This window comes from Pseudomonas sp. CJQ_9 (assembly GCF_043106615.1).
Taxonomy (GTDB): domain Bacteria; phylum Pseudomonadota; class Gammaproteobacteria; order Pseudomonadales; family Pseudomonadaceae; genus Aquipseudomonas; species Aquipseudomonas juntendi.
In genome coordinates this window covers 23,649-45,054 of the sequence record NZ_JBICMS010000024.1, presented here as the reverse complement: position 1 = coordinate 45,054, position 21,406 = coordinate 23,649, and the positions used below count along the sequence as shown (strand labels likewise).

At 62.3% G+C, this 21,406-nt stretch carries 15 protein-coding genes; 6 read left to right on the top strand and 9 right to left on the bottom strand.

Going from position 1 to position 21,406, the window contains the following annotated elements; genetic code table 11:
• Positions 1 to 27 precede the first annotated feature (27 nt).
• From infB to ACF8SD_RS03885, 6 genes are all read left to right on the top strand, one after another.
• The gene (gene infB / locus ACF8SD_RS03910; RefSeq protein WP_154211612.1) at positions 28 to 2,556 is read left to right on the top strand and encodes a translation initiation factor IF-2; all 2,529 of its coding nucleotides are present in this window, start codon (positions 28 to 30) and stop codon (positions 2,554 to 2,556) included.
• Between the two features lie 116 nt (positions 2,557 to 2,672).
• Positions 2,673 to 3,071, top strand: coding sequence for a 30S ribosome-binding factor RbfA (gene rbfA / locus ACF8SD_RS03905; RefSeq protein ID WP_009685351.1), 399 nt, complete (start codon positions 2,673 to 2,675; stop codon positions 3,069 to 3,071).
• A gap of 3 nt (positions 3,072 to 3,074) precedes the next feature.
• Positions 3,075 to 3,992, top strand: coding sequence for a tRNA pseudouridine(55) synthase TruB (gene truB, locus ACF8SD_RS03900; protein WP_009685352.1), 918 nt, complete (start codon positions 3,075 to 3,077; stop codon positions 3,990 to 3,992).
• Between the two features lie 147 nt (positions 3,993 to 4,139).
• On the top strand, positions 4,140 to 4,409 hold the full coding sequence (gene rpsO / locus ACF8SD_RS03895; RefSeq protein ID WP_009685353.1) for a 30S ribosomal protein S15: 270 nt from the start codon (positions 4,140 to 4,142) through the stop codon (positions 4,407 to 4,409).
• Between the two features lie 250 nt (positions 4,410 to 4,659).
• On the top strand, positions 4,660 to 6,765 hold the full coding sequence (gene pnp, locus ACF8SD_RS03890; protein ID WP_009685354.1) for a polyribonucleotide nucleotidyltransferase: 2,106 nt from the start codon (positions 4,660 to 4,662) through the stop codon (positions 6,763 to 6,765).
• 264 nt (positions 6,766 to 7,029) lie between these two features.
• On the top strand, positions 7,030 to 7,380 hold the full coding sequence (locus ACF8SD_RS03885; protein ID WP_009685355.1) for a BON domain-containing protein: 351 nt from the start codon (positions 7,030 to 7,032) through the stop codon (positions 7,378 to 7,380).
• Positions 7,381 to 7,470: 90 nt separating this feature from the next.
• Here the strand turns inward: ACF8SD_RS03885 and ACF8SD_RS03880 are convergent, their stop codons facing one another.
• From ACF8SD_RS03880 to ACF8SD_RS03840, 9 genes are all read right to left on the bottom strand, one after another.
• Positions 7,471 to 10,407, bottom strand: coding sequence for a DUF748 domain-containing protein (locus ACF8SD_RS03880; RefSeq protein WP_392483887.1), 2,937 nt, complete (start codon positions 10,405 to 10,407; stop codon positions 7,471 to 7,473).
• 78 nt (positions 10,408 to 10,485) lie between these two features.
• Complete coding sequence (locus ACF8SD_RS03875) at positions 10,486 to 11,355, bottom strand: oxygenase MpaB family protein (protein ID WP_392483886.1); 870 nt, start codon at positions 11,353 to 11,355, stop codon at positions 10,486 to 10,488.
• Between the two features lie 42 nt (positions 11,356 to 11,397).
• A complete protein-coding gene (acs, locus tag ACF8SD_RS03870) occupies positions 11,398 to 13,332 on the bottom strand; it encodes an acetate--CoA ligase (RefSeq protein ID WP_392483885.1) in 1,935 nt (644 codons plus the stop codon).
• Positions 13,333 to 13,529: 197 nt separating this feature from the next.
• Positions 13,530 to 15,194: a glucose-6-phosphate isomerase gene (gene pgi, locus ACF8SD_RS03865; protein ID WP_161891945.1), complete on the bottom strand. Its 1,665-nt coding sequence runs from the start codon at positions 15,192 to 15,194 to the stop codon at positions 13,530 to 13,532.
• A gap of 147 nt (positions 15,195 to 15,341) precedes the next feature.
• A complete protein-coding gene (gene panC, locus ACF8SD_RS03860; protein WP_173891101.1) occupies positions 15,342 to 16,205 on the bottom strand; it encodes a pantoate--beta-alanine ligase in 864 nt (287 codons plus the stop codon).
• The gene (gene panB, locus ACF8SD_RS03855) at positions 16,202 to 17,002 is read right to left on the bottom strand and encodes a 3-methyl-2-oxobutanoate hydroxymethyltransferase (protein WP_173891100.1); all 801 of its coding nucleotides are present in this window, start codon (positions 17,000 to 17,002) and stop codon (positions 16,202 to 16,204) included. The genes panC and panB overlap by 4 nt, the downstream gene beginning before the upstream one ends.
• Before the next feature lie 262 nt (positions 17,003 to 17,264).
• Complete coding sequence (folK, locus tag ACF8SD_RS03850; protein ID WP_173891099.1) at positions 17,265 to 17,744, bottom strand: 2-amino-4-hydroxy-6-hydroxymethyldihydropteridine diphosphokinase; 480 nt, start codon at positions 17,742 to 17,744, stop codon at positions 17,265 to 17,267.
• Entirely contained in the window at positions 17,741 to 19,129 is a 1,389-nt protein-coding gene (locus tag ACF8SD_RS03845; protein ID WP_173891098.1) for a polynucleotide adenylyltransferase PcnB, read from the bottom strand. The genes folK and ACF8SD_RS03845 overlap by 4 nt, the downstream gene beginning before the upstream one ends.
• A gap of 827 nt (positions 19,130 to 19,956) precedes the next feature.
• Complete coding sequence (locus tag ACF8SD_RS03840; protein WP_173891097.1) at positions 19,957 to 21,402, bottom strand: sigma-54 dependent transcriptional regulator; 1,446 nt, start codon at positions 21,400 to 21,402, stop codon at positions 19,957 to 19,959.
• Between the last annotated feature and the right edge of the window lie 4 nt (positions 21,403 to 21,406).

Here is a 21,406-nt window from a genome sequence, read left to right as displayed (position 1 = left end):
TTAGGCGCGGCCTGAGGAGAGAAGTGCATGACGCAAGTCACGGTGAAAGAACTGGCCCAAGAGGTCGAGGCACCGGTAGAGCGCCTGCTGCAGCAGATGCGTGAGGCAGGTCTGCCGCACACCGACGCCGGTCAGGTAGTGACCGACAATGAGAAGCAGACCCTGCTGACTCATTTGAAAAGCAGCCACAAGAGCAAGGCGGAAGAGCCGCGCAAGATTACCTTGCAGCGCAAAACCACCAGCACCCTGCGTGTCGCCGGTAGCAAGAGCATCAGCGTAGAAGTACGCAAGAAGAAAGTTTTCGTGCAGCGCAGCCCGGAAGAAATCCAGGCTGAGCAGAAGCGTGAGCTGGAAGAGCGCCGTGCGGCCGAAAACGCCGCGCGCGACAAGGTCGAGGCCGAAGTTCGCCAGCGCAACGAGGAACAGGCTCGCCGTCAGGCTGCCGATACCGCAGCAGCAGCCCCGGCGCCTGCGGCCAAGCCAGAGCCGGCTCCTGCCGCTGCCCCGGCCCCGGTCGTCGCCGACGCGCCAGCCTCCGAAGACGCTGCAGCCCGTGCTGCCGAGCGCAAGAAGGACGAGACCCGTCGCAACGAGAGCCGTACCCGTGATGACGACCGTCGTCGTGGCGAAGCCCCTCGCGTGTCGATCAAGGTCAAGGTCAAGGAGAAGGAAAAGGCTCCAACGCCACGTGCCGCTCCGCGTACCACCGATGAAGAGAGCGACGGCGCCCGTCGTGGTCGTGGTGGCAAGAGCAAGCTGAAGAAGCGTAACCAGCACGGCTTCCAGAACCCGACCGGTCCAGTCATCCGTGACGTGACCATCGGCGAGACCATCACCGTCTCCGAACTGGCCCAGCAGATGTCGGTCAAGGCCGCTGAAGTGGTCAAGTTCATGTTCAAGATGGGTACCCCGGTCACCATCAACCAGGTGCTCGACCAGGAAACTGCTCAGCTGATCGCTGAAGAGCTGGGCCACAAGGTCACGCTGATCAGCGACACCGCGCTGGAAGATTCCCTGGCCGAATCGCTGAAGTTCGAAGGCCAGGCCGAGTCCCGCGCGCCGGTGGTTACCGTCATGGGTCACGTTGACCATGGCAAGACCTCGCTGCTCGACTACATCCGTCGTGCCAAGGTTGCTGCTGGCGAAGCCGGTGGCATTACCCAGCACATCGGTGCCTACCACGTGGAAACCGACCGCGGCATGGTCACCTTCCTCGATACCCCGGGCCACGCTGCGTTCACCCAGATGCGTGCCCGTGGTGCCAAGGCGACCGACATCGTCATCCTGGTGGTGGCGGCGGACGACGGCGTAATGCCGCAAACCCGCGAAGCGGTTCAGCATGCCAAGGCAGCTGGCGTTCCGCTGGTGGTTGCAGTGAACAAGATCGACAAACCGGGTGCTGACCTCGATCGTATCCGTAACGAACTGGCCGTCGAAGGCGTTACCTCCGAGGACTGGGGTGGTGACACGCCATTCGTCAAGGTATCGGCGAAGATGGGTACCGGTGTCGACGAGCTGCTCGAAGCCGTGCTGCTGCAGGCCGAGATCCTCGAACTGACCGCTACGCCGACTGCACCTGGTCGTGGCGTGGTCGTCGAATCGCGCCTGGACAAGGGCCGCGGCCCGGTCGCGACCATCCTGGTTCAGGACGGTACGCTGCGTCAGGGCGACATGGTGCTGTGCGGTTCCAACTATGGCCGCGTGCGTGCCATGCTCGACGAGAACGGCAAGCCTGTGAAAGAAGCCGGCCCGTCGATCCCGGTCGAGATCCTTGGCCTGGACGGTACCCCGGAAGCCGGTGACGAGCTGTCCGTGGTTGCCGACGAGAAGAAAGCCCGCGAAGTTGCCATGTTCCGTCAAGGCAAGTACCGCGAGGTCAAGCTGGCCCGCGCTCACGCCGGCAAGCTGGAAAACATCTTCGAGACCATGGGTCAGGAAGAGAAGAAAACCCTCAACATCGTGCTCAAGACCGATGTACGTGGTTCTCTCGAGGCGCTGCAGGGTTCGCTTGGCGGCCTGGGCAACGACGAAGTGCAAGTGCGCGTGATTGGTGGTGGCGTCGGTGGTATCACCGAGAGCGATGCCAACCTGGCGCTGGCTTCGAACGCTGTACTGTTCGGCTTCAACGTGCGTGCCGATGCCGGTGCGCGCAAGATCGTCGAGCAGGAAGGTCTGGATATGCGTTACTACAACGTGATCTACGACATCATCGAAGACGTCAAGAAGGCCCTGACCGGCATGCTCGGCAGCGATGTTCGCGAGAACATCCTGGGTGTTGCCGAAGTGCGTGACGTGTTCCGTTCGCCGAAATTCGGCGCCATCGCTGGCTGTATGGTCATCGAGGGTACCGTGTACCGCAACCGTCCGATCCGCGTACTGCGCGACGACGTTGTGATCTTCGAAGGCGAGCTGGAATCGCTGCGTCGCTTCAAGGACGACGCCTCCGAAGTGCGTTCGGGCATGGAGTGCGGTATTGGCGTCAAGAGCTACAACGACGTCAAGGTCGGCGACAAGATCGAAGTCTTCGAGAAAGTCCAGGTGGCTCGTACCCTTTAAGGGCGAGCGAGCCGCAAGCGCCCTTTGCAGGGCGGCTTGCGGTACCTCTTCAGGTAGCGCCCGGTCAGGCTCAGGTCTGCCCGGGCGTTTGCCGCTTTAAGTTACAGGTAGCAAGAATGGCCAAAGAATATAGCCGTACCCAACGTATTGGCGATCAGATGCAGCGCGAGCTGGCCGAGCTGATCCGTCGCGAAGTCAAAGACCCGCGTGTCGGCCTGGTGACCATCACCGCCGTGGACGTCAGCCGCGACCTGGGCCATGCCAAGGTGTTCATCACCGTCATGGGCGAAGAAACCCCGGACGCGGTGCAGCAGTCGCTCAAGGCACTCAACAGCGCTGCCAGCTTCCTGCGCCTGCACCTGGGGCGTTCGATGCAACTGCGCAGCGTGCCGCAACTGCACTTCCACTTCGATGAAAGTGTCAGCCGCGGTGTGCACCTGTCGGCGCTGATCGAGCGTGCAGTGGCCGAAGACCGCATGCACAAGGAAGCCGACGAGCCGGACACCAAGGAGTAAGCGGTGGCCCAGGTCAAACGTATCCGCCGCAACGTCAGCGGCATCATCCTGCTGGACAAGCCGCTGGGCTTCACCTCCAATGCCGCCCTGCAGAAAGTACGCTGGCTGCTGAATGCGGAAAAGGCCGGCCACACCGGTAGCCTCGACCCGCTGGCAACCGGCGTGCTGCCGTTGTGCTTTGGCGAGGCGACCAAGTTTTCGCAGTACTTGCTCGATTCCGACAAGGGCTACGAAACGGTCATGCAGCTGGGGCAGACTACCAACACCGGCGATGCCGAAGGTGAGGTTCTGCAGACCCGCGAGGTGACCGTTGGTCGCGCCGATATCGAGGCAGTGCTGCCGCGTTTTCGCGGCCCTATCAGCCAGATACCGCCGATGTACTCGGCACTCAAGCGTGATGGCCAGCCGCTGTACAAGCTGGCACGTGCAGGAGAGGTAGTGGAGCGCGAGGCGCGTTCTGTTACTATTGGCCGCTTGGAGTTGCTCGAGTGCGAAGGCACCCGTGCACGGTTGAGCGTAGGTTGCAGCAAAGGCACCTATATCCGCACCCTGGTGGAGGATATCGGTGAGGCTTTGGGCTGCGGCGCCTATGTTGCCGAGCTGCGCAGGACCCAGGCCGGGCCCTTCGCGCTGGCACAGACGGTGACCCTCGAAGCGCTCGAACAGGCTCATGCCGAAGGCGGCAACGAAGCGCTGGACCGCTTCCTGATGCCCTCGGACAGCGGCCTGCAGGACTGGCCAATGGTCAGCCTGTCCGAACACAGTGCGTTCTACTGGCTGCATGGGCAGGCGGTACGCGCGCCGGACGCGCCACAATTTGGCATGGTCCGGGTACAGGATCATAATGCGCGCTTCATCGGTATCGGTGAAGTGAGCGAAGACGGGCGCATTGCGCCACGTCGGCTTATTCGGTCGGAATGACCGAAACCGCGGGGCCAGGCAATTGCCGAACCCCACGGCTGCAAGGGTGGCTGTCAGTAGGCACGGTCACACCTTTTTTATTAATACAGGGATTTGTCCCTGGCCTATTGGACCCCGCGTGCGGGATCCGTTATCAGGAGAAGCCAAATGGCCCTCAGCGTTGAAGAAAAAGCTAAGATCGTTGCCGAATATCAGCAAGCCGCCGGCGATACCGGTAGCCCGGAAGTGCAGGTTGCTCTGCTGACCCACAACATCAACAAGCTGCAAGGCCACTTCAAGGCCAACGATAAAGACCACCACTCCCGTCGTGGTCTGATCCGTATGGTTAACCAGCGTCGTAAGCTGCTGGACTACCTGAAGGGCAAAGACACCACTCGTTACAGCGCCCTGATCGGTCGCCTGGGCCTGCGTCGCTAATAGCGGCCTGGTCAGTGGTGTGCATGGCGTGTCGCAGGCTTCGGCTTTGCTGTTTCGCAGCAGGGTCGTCGGGCACGCCACGCGTATCTCCGAGGTTGGCAGCCTGGTTGAGCTGAGCGGTTTACCGCGCAGCGGCCAGGCTCCCAGCCTCGTGTTGTATCTGGACGGTCAATGGGGCCGATTCCCCGTTCTGCCCAAGAATTCGCAAGAAACCAGTTCCCCCAAGAGCCACTGAAAAAGGTAGGAAACCGTGAACCCGGTAATCAAGACTTTCCAGTTCGGTCAATCGACCGTCACTCTCGAAACGGGCCGTATTGCCCGTCAGGCAACCGGCGCCGTGCTGGTTACCGTCGATAACGACGTCACCGTGCTGGTGACTGTGGTAGGCGCCAAACAGGCTGATCCAGGCAAGGGCTTCTTCCCGCTGTCGGTTCACTACCAGGAAAAGACCTACGCCGCCGGCAAGATCCCAGGTGGCTTCTTCAAGCGTGAAGGCCGTCCTTCCGAGAAAGAGACGCTGACCTCGCGCCTGATCGACCGTCCGATCCGCCCGCTGTTCCCGGAAGGCTTCATGAACGAAGTGCAGGTCGTCTGCACCGTGGTTTCCACCAGCAAGAAGACTGACCCGGACATCGCTGCGATGATCGGTACCTCGGCTGCCCTGGCCATTTCCGGTATTCCGTTCGAAGGCCCGATCGGCGCCGCGCGCGTGGCCTTCCACGAAAGCACCGGCTACCTGCTGAACCCGACTTACGAGCAACTGGCTGCCTCCAGCCTGGACATGGTCGTTGCCGGTACCTCCGACGCCGTTCTGATGGTTGAATCGGAAGCCCAAGAGCTGACCGAAGACCAGATGCTGGGCGCGGTACTGTTCGCCCATGACGAGTTCCAGGCCGTGATCCAGGCGGTGAAAGAGCTGGCTGCCGAAGCGGGCAAGCCAACCTGGGACTGGAAACCTGCGGTGGCCAACACCGAGCTGTTCAACGCTATCCGTGCCGAGTTCGGCGAAGCGGTTTCGCAAGGCTACACCATCACCGTCAAGGCCGACCGCTATGCGCGCCTGGGCGAGCTGCGTGACCAGGCGGTGGCCAAGTTCTCCGGTGAAGAAGGCCAGCCTTCGGCTGCTGAAGTAAAAGACATCTTCGGCGAAATCGAATACCGCACCGTTCGCGAAAACATCGTCAACGGCAAGCCACGTATCGACGGCCGCGACACCAAGACCGTTCGCCCGCTGAACATCGAAGTGGGCGTGCTGCCGAAAACCCACGGTTCGGCGCTGTTCACTCGCGGTGAAACCCAGGCCCTGGTGGTTGCGACCTTGGGTACTGCCCGTGACGCCCAGCTGCTGGACACCCTCGAAGGCGAGAAGAAAGACCCCTTCATGCTGCACTACAACTTCCCACCGTTCTCGGTAGGTGAGTGTGGCCGCATGGGCGGCGCTGGCCGTCGTGAAATCGGCCACGGCCGTCTGGCCCGTCGTTCGGTCCAGGCCATGCTGCCTGCCGCCGACGTGTTCCCGTACACCATCCGCGTGGTCTCGGAAATCACCGAATCCAACGGTTCCAGCTCCATGGCTTCGGTCTGCGGTGCTTCGCTGGCGCTGATGGACGCCGGTGTGCCGATGAAGGCGCCAGTGGCCGGTATCGCCATGGGCCTGGTGAAGGAAGGCGACAAGTTCGCGGTCCTGACCGACATCCTCGGTGACGAAGACCACCTGGGCGACATGGACTTCAAGGTAGCCGGTACCGCCAAAGGCGTCACCGCGCTGCAGATGGACATCAAGATCAACGGCATCACCGAAGAGATCATGGAAATCGCCCTAGGCCAAGCCCTGGAAGCGCGCTTGAACATCCTCGGCCAGATGAACCAGGTCATTGGCCAGTCGCGTACCGAGCTGTCGGCCAACGCGCCTACCATGATCTCGATGAAGATCGACACCGACAAGATCCGTGACGTGATCGGTAAAGGCGGTGCCACCATTCGCGCCATCTGCGAAGAGACCAAGGCTTCGATCGACATCGAAGACGACGGCTCGATCAAGATCTTCGGCGAAACCAAGGAAGCGGCAGATGCTGCCAAGCAGCGCATCCTGGGCATCACCGCCGAGGCCGAGATCGGCAAGATCTACGTCGGCAAGGTCGAGCGTATCGTCGACTTCGGCGCCTTCGTCAATATCCTGCCTGGCAAAGACGGCCTGGTGCACATCTCCATGCTGAGCGATGCGCGCGTCGAGAAAGTCACCGACATCCTGAAGGAAGGCCAGGAAGTTGAAGTACTGGTGCTGGACGTGGACAACCGCGGCCGTATCAAGCTGTCGATCAAGGACGTAGCCGCGGCCAAGGCCTCGGGCGTTTAAGCGACCGCTACGCAGCAATGGAAGAGCCCTTCGGGGCTCTTTTTTTTTGACCGGGGCGGGAACCTTTTGCGGACTTGCATCTTGCATGCAGGTTGCAGGTGCAGATTGCAAAATGCATGATTACTGCCGTTTCGCTTAATCGCTAAAGTACTGATTTATAAGGTTTTAATAGAAAATCAAAACCTGGCACAGCGCATGCAACTACCTTCATACCTGACGCCAGGACACACGGCGCAGACCTTTCGAAAAACAGGAGTGACCCACATGAAGAAGTTCGCCATTGCTGCCGCTACTGCTACCGCTCTGACCCTGACCATGGCTAATGCGGCTTTTGCCCAACAGACCACCCAGGCCCCGATGATGCTGGCGGCCGGTGAGGTGACCAAAGCCAAGGAAGCTACCTCCGATACCTGGATCACCACCAAGGTCAAAGCTGACCTGATGACCGAGAAAGGCGTACCGGGCAGCGACATCAAGGTAGAAACCAACAAAGGCGTGGTTTCGCTGTCGTCTGACATGAAAGTGACTGAGTCCCAGAAAGAAATGGCAGTCAGCATTGCCAAGAAGATCAAAGGCGTACAGGCCGTTTCGGCTGACGGCCTGAAAGCCGAATAAGGGATGTCCCGTTGGCCAAACGGATTTGGCCACCTTCAAAAATGAAAAGCCCCGGCCTATGCCGGGGCTTTTCATTGGTGCCGCTTGCGCCTACTCGGCATCCAGATGCATCGGCGTGACCACCCGGCCGTCTTTCTCGGGCTGCCCCAGGCTGGTGTCGATGAAATACACCCGGTCATCTTCCAGCTTGCCTTTGTCGACCAGGTAATCCTTGATGCTGCTGGCCCGCTCCTGACCCAGCGTGCGCAACAATGCAGTACTCTCCGCCCACGACTTGATCACCGCATCGCGCAACTTGGCCGTGCGTTCGTCACGGCTTAGTTGCTCCCATTCGGCCGGCGGTTGTTGCTTCAGGCGCGCACGGTAGATGCCTTCGAGCATCGCGGGTTTGTCGCTGTCGTCGACCACCAGCATAGAGGCATTGGCAGGCACCTTGTCGCCGCGGCGCTGCAATATCTTGTACCAGGTGGCCTGATACTCACGTTCCAGGCGTTGCTGGGCAATCAGTGGGCCATCGCTGGCCTGGGCGCTGGTGCCCTCGATTTCCAGGCGCAATTCCGGGCGTTCTTTAAGCGCGGAAGCCAGCTTGTCCAGCGCCGCCTGGGCATCGCCACTGAGGGTACTGGAACCGGGGGCGAAGGCGACGTTACCCAGGTCTTGCGAACCGCCGCCAGTGATCAGCCCACCGATGAACTTGAAGGGCGCCTGGGCTGCCCGCAGCACCAGGTTGCGCAGGGTTTGCCAGACGATCGGCATAACGCTGAACTGCGGGTTGTTGAGGTCGCCCGACACCGGCAGCTCGATCGAGATCTTGCCTTGAGTGTCCTTCAACAACGCCACCGCCAGGCGGATCGGCAGGTCGACCGCATCCGGGCTGTCGACTTTCTCACCTAACTGCAGTTGCTCCACCACCACCTTGTTCTCGGCTTTGAGCTGGCCATTGGTGATCAGGTAGTGCAAGTCGAGGTTGAGCCGGCCTTTGCGGATGCGGTAACCGGCGAATTTGCCGGAGTAGGGCGTCAAGGTGGTCAGCTCGACGCGCTTGAAGCTGGTGGCGATGTCCAGGCTGGCCAGCGGGTTGAACGGGTTGAGGGCGCCCTTGATGGTAACCGGGGCGTAGCGGTCGACCTTGCCTTTCACGTCAACCTTGGCAGGCACCGGCTTGCGGTTGTCGATGGTGCCGATCTGCCCGTTGAGTTGCTGCACGGCGGTGGCGAAGTTGGGGGTAAGGGACAGGTCGGCAAAGTTGGCCGAGCCGTTCTTGATGTCGACCTGGCCAATATGAATGCCCAGCGGCTTGCTGCTGCTGGCGGGGGCCGTTGTGGCCGGGCTGCTTGGCTTGGCGCCGGCCGGTTGCGGGATCAACAGGTCATTGACGTTGGTCGTGCGGTCTTCGTTGATGATGAAGCGCGCGTAGGGCTCCTGCAGGGTCACCTTGTCGATCGACAGGGCATCACCGTGCACATACGACAAGCCGTCTACGTTGACCTGTTGCCATTTCACAAAGTCCCGGCTCTTGATGGTGTCCAACGTATGCAGTTGGCTGACCTGGGCCTTGCCGGTGACCGTGAAGGCCAGTGGCGCGGTGTTCTTCAGGTCGACCTTGAGGTCACTGTCGAGCATGCCGCTGCGCAGTTCCAGCAGGATGAACGGGCTGACGTAGGCCTGGGCCACGCGCAGGTCGATGTCGCGGGTGCTGACGTCGAGCTTGGCCTGGATGGGCGCCAGGTTCACCTGGCCGGCGGCCTGCAGCTTGCCTTGCTTGCCTACGCCGGTATCGAGCTTGAGGGTGAAGGGGGACTGGTTGAGGCTGTCGAAGCCTTGCAGGTCGACATTCAGCGGGCCGACATCGAGCGCTACCGGTTCTTTCTGGCTGCGATCTGCCAGGTGCACCAGGTAGTTGCGCAGTTGCACGTCCTTGAGCAATACCTGCCAAGGCTTGGCCGGTTCGTTGGCCGATTGCGGCTCAGGCGCAGGGCCGGCGGCAGCCGGTTCGGCCTTTTCTTTCGGCGTGGCTTTGGCCGGTTGGCTGGCGAACAGCTTCTGCCAGTCGAGCTGGCCGTCCTTTTCCAGTGCAGCCCAGGTTTCCAGCTTGTCGCTGCGCAGCTTGCCCACACTCACCTGTTGCTTGACCAGGTCGACGGTCGTCTCGCTCACCTCCAGGTTGGCCAGGCGCGCCAACGGGCGGCCGTCTGGCGCGTTGATGGCGAACGGGGCCACGCGCAGCGTGGCGTTGTCCAGCAGCAGCTCGGTCTGCTTGGCGAGGTTGAGCTTGTACTGGGTCTGAAGGCTGACCAGCCCGTCCTGCAGCACCAGGGGCACGGCATCGCGCACGTAGGGCCAGAACAGCTTCATCTTGGCGTCGGTGACTTTCAGCGTGCCTTGCGAGGCGATCGGCGACAGGCTGAGGGTACCGTTCCAGTCGATGCGCCCGCCGTTGGGGCCGTTGGCCACCAGGGTCATGTCGGCGTTGTCGTCAGGCAAGGTGCTGAGGTTCTTCAGCTCCAGGTTCATGTTGTCGTAGAGGAACTCGATGGGTTCGCTCGGGCGCATGTCCTGGAAGTGCAGCAAGCCTTGCTTGAGCTTGATGCTGCCGATACGCAACGGGAAGGGTTCGCTGGGTGGCTCGTCGGGCTTGGCTTCGCTCGGCGGCAGCTTGAACAACGTCGTCAGGTTGAGTGTGCCGTCTTTGGCGAACAGGACCTGGTGGCGGGGCTTGTCGAGCTCGACCGCTTCCAGGTGCAGGGCCTTGCTCCACAGGCTGTCGAGCGACAGGTTGGCGTACAACCGGTCAAACCCGACCTGCTCCTTGCCAGGCTCGCCCAGCTGCAGGCCCCACAGGGTCAGCTCGAGGCTGAAGGGGTTGAGTTCGATGCGTTCAAGGTGCGCGGGCACGGTTGCGTACTTGGCCAATTGCTGATTGGCGATACGCAGCGCCACGCCGGGAAGAATCAGGAACCCAAGCAGGCTGTAGAGGGCTACCAGGGCCACGCTGGCGCCAGCGGCGCGAGTCAATCCTTTGTACATGTGTCGCTTCGTCGGTCTGAGCAGGAGTGCTTGGAGTATGGCACGTTAAATCAGTTCCGCAGGCGCGACCTGTTGCCCTCACTCGATGCCCATGCGCCGCCTGGCGCGGTGCGCGGAGCCGTCGCGCATTGCCCAGCGCAGCAGCGCTGCCGTGGGTTTGAGGCCCAGGCGGATCAGGCGCTGCTGCCAGGGCCGGTGCTGCAGGCCAAGCAGGCTCTGGCCCCAGCCAGGCAGCAGGTCGATGCCGGCGTGCAGCATCAGTTTGCCCACCGGTTGAGCCAGGCGGCTGGGGGCAGGGGCGTCGAGCAGAATCCGCATGACCTCGTGGCTGCGCGCATCACAGTGCAGTTGCGGGCGCATGGCTTGCAGGTAGGCCTCCACCTGCTGGCACGAGCGTGGTACGTCACGGGCGCCGAGGCGCTCGGCGATCAAGGCGATTTCGTTGTAGTAGGCATCTTGCTCGCTGCGCGGCAGGTGCGGGTTACGGTAGCGCAAGTGGGCGGCCAGAAAGCTGCTGACCTCTGCCACATGCACCCAGGTCAGCAAGGCTGGGTCGCTGGCCGCGTAGGGCCGGCCATCCGGTGCGGTGCCGGTCACTTGCAGGTGGATGGTGCGCACTTTGTCGATCAGCCACTCGGCATCACCGGTCGCGCCGAAGGTTGTGCCGGAGATGAACTGGCTGGTGCGCCGCAGGCGGCCGAGCAAGTCCTCGCGGAAGTTGGAGTGGTCCCACACGCCGGCCAGGGCCAGCGGATGCAACAGCTGCAGCATCAGTGCGCTGATGCCGCCCACCAGCATGCTCGGAAAATCGCCATGCACCTGCCAACTGACACTGTGCGGGCCGAAGAGCCCTGGGTCACCCTTGGGGGACTCCAGGTCGAGCTGGCCGAGGGCCAGCCCGGTAAGGCTCATGACCTGGGTTTCAATACGGCGGCGTAGGGCTTCCATGGCGACCTGCGATACAGGGCGGCCATCAGCAGCGGCCGCCGGTTATTGGTTGAGGCGTTTGTCGATCAGGTCCTGCACCACGGCGGGGTCGGCCAGCGTCGAAGTATCGCCCAGGTTGTCCAGCTCATTGCAGGCGATCTTGCGCAGTATACGCCGCATGATCTTGCCGGAGCGGGTCTTGGGCAGTGCCGGGGCCCACTGGATCAATTCGGGCTTGGCGAAACTGCCGATTTCCTTGCTGACCATGGCGAGTAGCTCGGCCTTGAGCGCTTCGTCCGGTGTAACGCCATTCATGGCCGTGACGAAGGCGTACACGCCCTGGCCCTTTAGGTCATGCGGGTAGCCGACCACGGCGGCCTCAGCGACGCGGTCATGCAACACCAGTGCGCTTTCCACTTCGGCCGTGCCGATACGGTGCCCTGACACATTGATCACGTCGTCAATGCGCCCGGTGATCCAGTAGTCGCCGTCGGCGTCGCGGCGGGCGCCATCGCCGGTGAAGTAGTAACCGGGCATGGGTTTGAAGTACGTGTCGACCATGCGTTGGTGGTCACCATAGACACTGCGGATTTGCCCGGGCCAGCTGGCCTTGATCACCAACAGGCCGGCACCCGGCCCGTCGATCACCTCGCCCTTTTCATCCAGCAGGGCGGGCTGTACGCCGAACATGGGCTGGGTGGCACAGCCCGGTTTGAACGTGGTAGAGCCGGGCAGGGGGGTCAACATGATGCCGCCGGTTTCGGTCTGCCACCAGGTGTCGACAATGGGGCAGCGCTTTTGCCCGACCTCTTCGAAGTACCACTCCCAGGCTTCCGGGTTGATCGGCTCGCCGACACTGCCCAGCAGGCGCAGGCTTTTGCGCGAGGTGCCCTGCAGTGGGCCCGAGCCCTCGCGCATCAGTGCCCGCAGCGCGGTCGGCGCGGTGTAGAAAATATTGACCTGGTGCTTGTCCACCACCTGCCAGAAGCGCGAGGTGTCCGGGTAGTTCGGTACCCCTTCGAACATCAGCGAGATGGCACCGTTGGCCAATGGGCCATAGACGATGTAGCTGTGCCCGGTCACCCAGCCCACATCCGCGGTGCACCAGAACACTTCGCCGTCGCGGTAATCGAACACCACCTTGAAGGTCAGGGTCGCCTGCAACAGGTAGCCGGCGGTGGTGTGCAGCACGCCTTTGGGTTTGCCGGTGCTGCCGGAGGTGTAGAGGATGAACAGCGGGTCTTCGGCTGCCATGGGCTCGGGGGCGCAGTCGTCGCCGGCGTGTTCGGTTGCCTCGTGGTACCAGAGGTCGCGGCCCTCTGCCCAGTCCACCTCGCCTGCGGTACGGCGGACCACGAAGACGCTGCTGACGGCGGGGCAACTGGCCAGGGCTTTGTCGACGTTCTGCTTCAACGGGATACGCTTACCGCCGCGCACGCCTTCATCGGCGGTAATCACCGTACGGCAGTCGGCATCGAGAAGACGATCACGCAGGGCGTCCGGCGAGAAACCACCGAACACCACCGAATGGATCGCGCCGATGCGGGTGCAGGCCAGCATGGCGTACGCTGCTTCGGGGATCATCGGCATGTAGATGCACACGCGGTCGCCTTTCTTCACCCCGCGCGCCTTCAGGGCGTTGGCCAGGCGGCAGACTTCGCGGTGCAGTTCGCGGTAGCTGATGGCTTTGGCATCTTTCGGGTCGTCGCCCTCCCACAGCAAGGCCGTCTGCTCAGCGCGCTGGGCCAGGTGGCGGTCGATGCAGTTGTAACTGACGTTGAGCTGTGCGCCGTCGAACCAGCGGGCCTCGCCGGAACGCAGGTCGCACTGCTGCACGCTTGACCATGGCTTGATCCAGTCCAGGCGCTTGGCTTGCTCGGCCCAGAAGGCGTCGGGGTCTTCTACCGACTGGCGGTACAGGCGCTGGTAGTCGTCAGGGGTGAGGGCGGCGGACTGGGTGACGGCCAGAGCCTGGGGATAGTTGCGGATATCGAACATGGCGGTGGTCCTGCTCTTGTAAGGGGCGATGGACTGCAACGGCTATTCGATAGGACAGTGTAGCTGGGAGAGGTGTTCAAACTGTGCCGGCCTCTTCGCGGGCATGCCCGCTCCCACAGGAATAGCGCCTCCCGCAAGTGAGGCGCAGTATCTGTGGGAGCGGGCGTGCCCGCGAAGAAGCCGTTACAGGCTTGAGATCACCCGCGATGACGGCCACGGAAGTAGTTGATCAAGCCTTGGGTCGAACCATCTTCGGCGCTGTCGTCCAGGCTGCCGACCAGGCGCTGGTACACGCCCTTGCCCAGCTCCTTGCCCAACTCCACGCCCCACTGGTCGAAGGCGTTGATGCCCCATACCACGCTTTGCACGAACACCTTGTGTTCATACATGGCCACCAGCGCCCCCAAACGGCGTGGGCTGATGCGCTCTACCACCAGGGTGTTGCTCGGGCGGTTGCCCGGGATCACCTTGTGCGGGGCCAGCTTTTCGATGTCTGCTTCGTTCAGGCCTTTGCCACGCAGCTCGGCTTCGGCTTCTTCGCGGGTTTTACCCAGCATCAAGGCCTGGCTTTGCGACAGGCAGTTGGCGTACAGCCACTGGTGATGGTCGGCAACCGGGTTGAAGCTCACGACCGGCACGATGAAGTCGGCCGGAATCAGCTGGGTGCCTTGGTGCAGCAACTGATGGTAGGCGTGCTGGCCATTACAGCCGACGCCACCCCAGATCACCGGGCCGGTTTCGGTTTTAACCGGGGTGCCGTCCTGCAGCACACTCTTGCCGTTGGACTCCATGTCCAGTTGCTGCAGGTGCTTGGTGATGTTGCGCAGGTAGTGGTCGTACGGCAGGATCGCATGGCTGCTGGCGCCCCAGAAGTTGCCGTACCACACGCCCAGCAGGGCCAGCAGTACTGGCATGTTCTTGTCGAACGGCGCGGTCTGGAAATGCTGGTCCATGGTGTAGGCGCCGGACAACAGCTCCTTGAAGTTGGCCATGCCGATGGCCAGGGCGATCGGCAGGCCGATGGCCGACCACAGCGAGTAGCGCCCCCCCACCCAGTCCCACATCGGGAAGATGTTCTCTTCGCGGATACCGAAGGCCACCGCGGCAGCCTTGTTGCTGGAAACCGCAATGAAGTGGCGGTACAGCTCGGCCTCCGAACCGCCCTGGGCCAGGTACCAGGTACGTGCGGCCATGGCGTTTTTCAGGGTTTCGAGGGTGTTGAACGACTTCGACGAAACAATGAACAGGGTCGTTTCGGCGCGCAGCTTGGCCGACAGTTCGTGGAACTCGCTGCCGTCGATATTGGCCAGGTAGTGGCAGCGTACACCGCGCTGCGCGTAGGGCAGCAGGGCTTCGGAAACCAGCTCCGGGCCGAGGAACGAGCCGCCGATACCAATGTTGACCACGTCGGTGATCGGCTTTTCGCTGTAGCCACGCCACAGGCCATCATGGATGCGGCCAACCAGTTCGGTGATCTGGTTGAGTACCTTGTGCACCTCCGGCATGACGTTCACGCCGTTGACGCTGAGTTTGTCGCCAACCGGCCGGCGCAATGCGGTGTGCAGGACCGGGCGGCCTTCGGAGGCGTTGATGATTTCGCCACTGAACATCGACTTGATAGCGTCCTGCAGGCCCACTTCGTTGGCCAGGTTGACCAATAGATCGCGGGTTTGCTCGGTGATCAGGTTTTTCGAGTAATCGAGAAACAGGCCGCAAGCGCTAAGGGAAAACTGGTCGAAGCGTTGGGCATCGGCGGCGAAGGCGTCGCGCATGCTGAAGCTCTGCATGGCGTCGCGGTGTTGCTGAAGCGCCTGCCAGGCGGGCAGCGCCGTCACATCGTGGGGTGTACGGTAATACGCCATTGCGCGGGGTTCCCTTAATGCGTGGTGAGGCCTTTGACACGGCAGTCATTGCCGGGTTCAGGCTGCATCATTATAGGCAAAGGCCACGCGCTGGGAATGGCTATGGGACGGGGATTTTGAGGGGGCTGCAAAGCAGCCCCAAGGCCTTTATGCGGTCTTTTCTTCCACATGCAGGTACAGATTGTCGATCAACCGGGTGGTACCCAGGTAAGCCGCCGCAATCACCACAAGGTCGCGATCATCGATCACTGCCGGGCGCAGGCTCACGGCATGGCGCACTTCCAGGTAATCTGGACGCAAACCCGCGGCAACCAGCTGCGCCTGCCCTTCGGCAACCAGCGCGGCAAAGTCGCGCTGCCCGCGGCCAATGGCCGAAGCGATATGCTGCAGCGTGCGGTACAGCGCAGGCGCGGTGGCCCGTTGCTCGGGCGTGAGGTAACCATTACGCGACGACAGCGCCAGGCCATCGTCGGCCCGCACGGTAGGCTCGCCAATGATCTGGATCGGCATGTTCAGGTCGCGGACCATGGCGCGGATCACTGCCAGTTGCTGGAAGTCCTTTTCACCGAACACCGCAAGGTCTGGCTGGACCATGTTGAACAGCTTGGTGACCACGGTGGCCACACCTTCGAAATGCCCTGGCCGGCTGGCGCCGCACAAGCCTTCGGAAAGCTGGGGAACACTGACCCGGGTTTGCACGCTCATGCCGTCGGGGTACATCTCTGCCACGCTGGGTGCGAACAGGAGGTTGCAGCCAGCCTGCAACAGGCGCTCCTGGTCGGCTGCCAAGGTGCGCGGGTAGTTGTCCAGGTCTTCGTTGGCACCGAACTGCAGCGGGTTGACGAAGATGCTGGCGACCACGAAATCGGCACGCTGCGCGGCCTTGGTGACCAGAGCCGCGTGGCCGCTGTGCAGGTTGCCCATGGTCGGCACGAAACCGATGCGCTTGCCCTCACCGCGGGCACGGGCTACTGCTGCGCGCAGTTCGCGGACGGTCTTGACTGTATTCATGCACTGAACCCGTGTTCGCTGCCTGGGAAACTGACTTGCTTGACGGCCGCGACGTAAGCGGCGAGGGCGCTGTGGATATCCGGTTGGCCCTGCATGAAGTTCTTCACGAACTTGGGCACCCGGCCGCTCAACGACAGGCCAAGCATGTCGTGCAGCACCAGTACCTGGCCATCGGTGGCACTGCCGGCGCCGATGCCAATCACCGGAATACCGACCGCGTTGGTGATTTCCGCGGCCAGTTCGCTGGGTACGCACTCCAGCAGCAGCATGGCTGCACCGGCCTGTTCCAGGGCAATGGCATCAGCGCGCATCTGCCGGGCCTGGGCTTCCTGGCGGCCTTGCACTTTATAGCCGCCCAGTACGTTGACGGTCTGCGGGGTCAGGCCCAGGTGCGCGCACACCGGTACGCCACGCTCAGCCAGCAGGCGGATGGTTTCTGCCAGCCAGGCGGCACCCTCGATCTTGATCATGTGGGCGCCTGCCTGCATCAGCGTGGCGCTGTTGGCAAACGCCTGTTCCGGGGTGGCGTGGGCCATGAATGGCAGGTCTACCAGGATCAGCGCGCCGTCATTGCCACGTTTGACGCTGGCGGTATGGTAGGCCATGTCGGCCGTGGTGACCGGCAAGGTACTGTCGTGGCCCTGCAGGACCATCCCCAGCGAGTCGCCCACCAGCAACACTTCAACACCGGCCTGGCTGGCGACTTTGGCGAAGGTCGCGTCATAGCAGGTCAGCATGGTGATTTTTTCACCCTTGGCCTTGAGGCCATGCAGGGTGGTCAGGGTTACTTCAGGCATGTAGGAAATTCCTCGTTCAGGCGCTGTAAAAAACGACTGCATTCAACGCGTGTAGTCATCTTCCGGAGCGGCACATCATCGCGCGTGATGTTCGGGCACAGGTCCGTCCGGGCCTAAATACGGGTATGCGGCAGTCAGTTGCCACACGGGACGCCTATAGTCGTGAGCGAGGTGGGGGAAGTCAATCACCCTGTTACCGCATTGTTACGATCAGGGTGTTACTGGCGTTATCGGGCCGGTGCAACGGGCTGGAGCACCCGGTTTACAAGCGCTCCAGGCCGACGAATGGGCAGTCCTCGAGCAGCTGTGCCAGGGCGCGGCCATCGGCCAGGCGGAAGTCGCCCGGTACCAGCTCGGCCAGCGGGTACAGCACGAAGGGGCGGGCATGCATGTGGTAATGCGGCACCTTCAAGCGGGGCTCGTCGAGCACCTGGTCGCCGAACAACAGGATGTCCAGGTCCAGCGTGCGTGGGCCCCAGCGCTCCGCGCGCACCCGGCCCTGGTCGTTCTCGATGGCTTGCAGGGCATCGAGCAAGGCCAGCGGTGCCAGCTGGGTGTCCAGCGCCGCGACGGCGTTGGTATAACGTGGCTGCCCGGGCAACAGCGAATCGCTGGTGTAGAAGGCAGAGGCTGCTACAAGCCGCGTGGCCGCGACCTGGTCCAGCGCCTGCAACGCGCTGCGCAACTGCTCGGCCGGTGCAGCCAGGTTGCTGCCCAGGCCGACGTAGGCGCGCGTCGTCACTCGAACGCCTCGTCGCCTGCGCGCTTGCGTTTGCTGCCGCTGCGCTTGCGTTTACGCGGGCCGGCAGTGCTGCCTTCGTCACGGTTGCCCAGGTCGCGGATCATCTCGCGGCGCTCGCTGTCGTTGGCGTCCTGGTAATCGGTCCACCATTGCCCCAGGTCGTCGGTTTCTTCGCCTGCGCTTTCACGCAGCAGCAGGAAGTCGTAACCGGCACGGAAGCGCGGGTTGTCCAGCAGCATGTCGGCGCGCTTGCCGCTGCGGCGTGGCAGGCGCTCCTGCATGTCCCAGATTTCCCGGATTGGCAGGGTGAAGCGCTTGGGGATGGCGATGCGGGCGCATTGCTCGGCGATCAGGTCGTGGGCTGCGCCATTCATGGCCGGAATCGGTGGTACGCCCTGGCTTTGCAAATGCAGCACGCGGGCTGGCAGGGCAGGCCACAGCAGCGCGGCGAACAGGAACGCCGGCGTAACCGGTTTGCCCTGCTTCACCCGCAGGTCGGTGTTGTTCAGTGCCTGGCTGATGAGCGTGTGGGTATAGGTCGGGCGCTCTTCCAGCGCGTGCGCACTGGCCGGGAACAGCGGCTCGAACAGCTCCAGGTCGACCAGCATTTCAAAGGCGATGGCACCTTGGCCCGACAGGAACAGCTTCAGGCACTCTTCGAACAACCGCGCTGGCGGGATTTCGCGCAGCAGTGGCGCCAGTTCGCGGATCGGCTTGAAGGTGTGCTTCTCGATACCGAAGTCCAGCTTGGCCGCGAAGCGCACTGCGCGCAGCATGCGCACGGGGTCTTCCTGGTAGCGGTGCGTGGGGTCGCCGATCAGCCGCAGCAGGCGGTTGCGAACATCGTGTACGCCGTTGGCGTAATCGAGAATGCGCTCGCTGACCGGGTCGTAGTACAGGGCGTTGATGGTGAAGTCGCGGCGCTGCGCGTCTTCTTCCAGGGTGCCGTATACGTTGTCACGCAGGATGCGACCACTGGCGTTATGCGACGAACGGTGGCTGTCATTCTGGTCATCTTCCGAATGCGGAGCACGGAAGGTAGCGACTTCGATGATTTCACGGCCGAAATGCACATGGACCAGCTTGAAGCGGCGGCCAATGATGCGCGCATTACGGAACTCGGCACGGACCTGTTCAGGGGTGGCACTGGTGGCAACGTCGAAGTCTTTCGGCGTAATGCCCAGCATCAGGTCGCGGACGCAGCCACCGACCAGGTATGCCTGGTAACCGGCAGCCTGCAAGCGCTCGACAATGTTCACCGCGTGGCGGCTGAACTGGTGGCGCTGCAACGAGTGCTGGCTCTTGTTGATCACCTCAGGCGTGGTGCGCCTGTGGTGCTGGCCCGGTACGGGCGGGCGGAACGACTGGAACAGCTTCTTCAGCATGGGATGCACTGTTTGAAGGAATGTTCGGCCAAGAATAGGAGAATGGCCGCATGATGGGCGGGGATTCTAGCATTTACTCAGGGAATGGTGTAGGCGGGTAGCAGGAGGCCTGCGGGAATCGTAGAAACGACAAGGGGAGCCTAAGCTCCCCAAGAAGTGTCGTTGCGTGCTCTTATTATTTTTTTGCCGGGCTTTTTGTTTTTGTTGAGTGCCCTGCCCACAAACCCTGAAGCTTGTGGACGACCCCCAAACTGGGGGTAAAGAGCAAACGGATTGCTTTGGCCGCTGATGTCACGTTGATCTGTTGATCCAACCAGTTCAGGCGCTGCTTTTTAGTGCAGTTTTTGTTGTTCTCTGCCTGGTCGTGGGGCAAGCCCCAAACACGCATCCTCTCCAAAAGAATCAGTTAGCTGCGCCTCCGCCGTCTTGTTTTTATTGTGCGTGAGCCGTTTCGTCTTGTTCTTATTATGAGTTGCAGTGCTTGTTATTGTTCTTGTACCAAAGATATAGCAGGTGCCGTGCCAACTTTTGAAAAGCCAGTAAAATCAAGGGGTTGGTGGATTCTGCAGGTTTGTGGCAGGCCCGAAATGTGGAGATTTCGTTACCGTACGCCTCGGTGACTGTTACGGCGCAGAGGGTGGGTAACAGATTTTTACGGCAGCGGATGTGTTACCTGGGGTGGTGGCTGGCCGTTTCGCGGGCTTGCCCGCTCCCACAGGGTCACCGTGGCTGCCAGGTTGCGCTGTGCTTGTAGGAGCGGGCGAGCCCGCGAACAGGCCGGTGAGGCTGGTAGAGAAGGGGCAGGAGGAACCTCCCACCCAGGCAGGTCAGTTATCGCTGGTCGCGTTGCTCTTGCGCCGCGGAATGCCCAGGCGTTGGCGGCGTTCCCATAGGCACTTGCGGCTGACGCCGAGTTTGCGGGCCAGTTCGGTCTCGGTCATGTGGTCCTGGTGCTCGAGCACGAAGTGCTGGAAGTAGTCTTCCAGGGACAAGTCCTCGGTCGGCTCGTGGCTGGCAGTGGCCGCGCTGGCCACCGCCAGGGCGTTGTCGAGAATATCGTCTTCTTCCAGGTCGCTCAGCTCGATGTCGATACCCAGCAGGTCGGCAGAAATTTCTGCGCTCTCGCTGAGGATGACCGCGCGCTCCACGGCGTTTTCCAGCTCACGTACGTTGCCCGGCCAACTGTAGTGACGAATGGCCTGTTCGGCTTCAGCAGAGAAGTGCAGGTCATCACGGCCGATGCGCGCACGCTGGCGGGCCAGGAAAGCACTGGCGATTTCATTGACGTCGCTGCCGCGCTCGCGCAGCGCGGGCAGTTTCAGGGCGATCACGTGCAGGCGGTAGTACAAGTCTTCGCGGAACTGGCCGGCCTTGGCCAGGTTCTTCAGGTCGCGGTGGGTCGCGGCGATCAGGCGCACATCGACCTTTTGCGACTGCACCGAACCGACCCGGCGAATTTCCCCTTCCTGCAGCACGCGCAGCAGGCGGGCCTGGGCTTCCAGGGGCAGTTCGCCGATTTCATCGAGGAAGAGCGTACCACCGTCGGCGGCCTCCACCAGGCCGGCACGCCCGGCACTTGCGCCGGTGAACGCGCCTTTCTCGTGGCCGAACAGTTCGGACTCGATCAGGGTTTCGGGGATGGCCGCGCAGTTCACCGAAATCATCGGCGCCTTGGCCCGCCGCGACAGGTTGTGCAGGGCGCGCGCCACCAGCTCTTTACCGGTACCCGATTCGCCCTGGATCAGCACATTGGAATCGGTTGGGGCCACCTTGCGGATCTTGCTGTACATGTCCTGCATGGGCGGGCACGAGCCAATGATACCGATGTCGCCATTGGCCGCTGCCGGGGCTGCTTTGTCGGCAGGGGCTGCCTTGCCGGTGCTGGCGCGGGGCTCGGCGGCCGGTGCTGCAGTTGGGGCGTTCTGCCGGTCGCGCAGGATGCGCGCCACCGCTTGCAGCATTTCGTCGTGGTCGAAGGGCTTGGCGATGTAGTCCACCGCGCCCATCTTCATCGAGTCCACGGCTGAGCGCAGGCTGGCGTAGCTGGTCATGATCAGCACCGGGGTGCCTTGGCCGAGCTTGATCAGCTCGGTGCCGGGTGCACCTGGCAGGCGCAGGTCACTGACGATCAGGTCGAAAGTGGCAATGCTGAAGCGTTCCTGGGCTTCCTGCACCGAGCCGGCTTCGCTGACCTGGTACTGGTTCCGCTCGAGCAGACGACGCAAGGCCGAGCGGATGATGGTTTCGTCTTCGACGATCAGAATATGCGGCATTGAT

Bases quoted from the DNA above. Each gene is read 5' to 3' on its own strand.
- rbfA (WP_009685351.1), top strand. From the start codon at position 2,673: ATGGCCAAAGAATATAGCCGTACCCAACGTATTGGCGATCAGATGCAG.
- pgi (WP_161891945.1), bottom strand. From the start codon at position 15,194: ATGGCGTATTACCGTACACCCCACGATGTGACGGCGCTGCCCGCCTGG.
- ACF8SD_RS03885 (WP_009685355.1), top strand. From the start codon at position 7,030: ATGAAGAAGTTCGCCATTGCTGCCGCTACTGCTACCGCTCTGACCCTG.
- rpsO (WP_009685353.1), top strand. From the start codon at position 4,140: ATGGCCCTCAGCGTTGAAGAAAAAGCTAAGATCGTTGCCGAATATCAG.
- acs (WP_392483885.1), bottom strand. From the start codon at position 13,332: ATGTTCGATATCCGCAACTATCCCCAGGCTCTGGCCGTCACCCAGTCC.
- ACF8SD_RS03840 (WP_173891097.1), bottom strand. From the start codon at position 21,402: ATGCCGCATATTCTGATCGTCGAAGACGAAACCATCATCCGCTCGGCC.
- ACF8SD_RS03845 (WP_173891098.1), bottom strand. From the start codon at position 19,129: ATGCTGAAGAAGCTGTTCCAGTCGTTCCGCCCGCCCGTACCGGGCCAG.
- ACF8SD_RS03875 (WP_392483886.1), bottom strand. From the start codon at position 11,355: ATGGAAGCCCTACGCCGCCGTATTGAAACCCAGGTCATGAGCCTTACC.
- ACF8SD_RS03880 (WP_392483887.1), bottom strand. From the start codon at position 10,407: ATGTACAAAGGATTGACTCGCGCCGCTGGCGCCAGCGTGGCCCTGGTA.
- infB (WP_154211612.1), top strand. From the start codon at position 28: ATGACGCAAGTCACGGTGAAAGAACTGGCCCAAGAGGTCGAGGCACCG.
- panB (WP_173891100.1), bottom strand. From the start codon at position 17,002: ATGCCTGAAGTAACCCTGACCACCCTGCATGGCCTCAAGGCCAAGGGT.
- panC (WP_173891101.1), bottom strand. From the start codon at position 16,205: ATGAATACAGTCAAGACCGTCCGCGAACTGCGCGCAGCAGTAGCCCGT.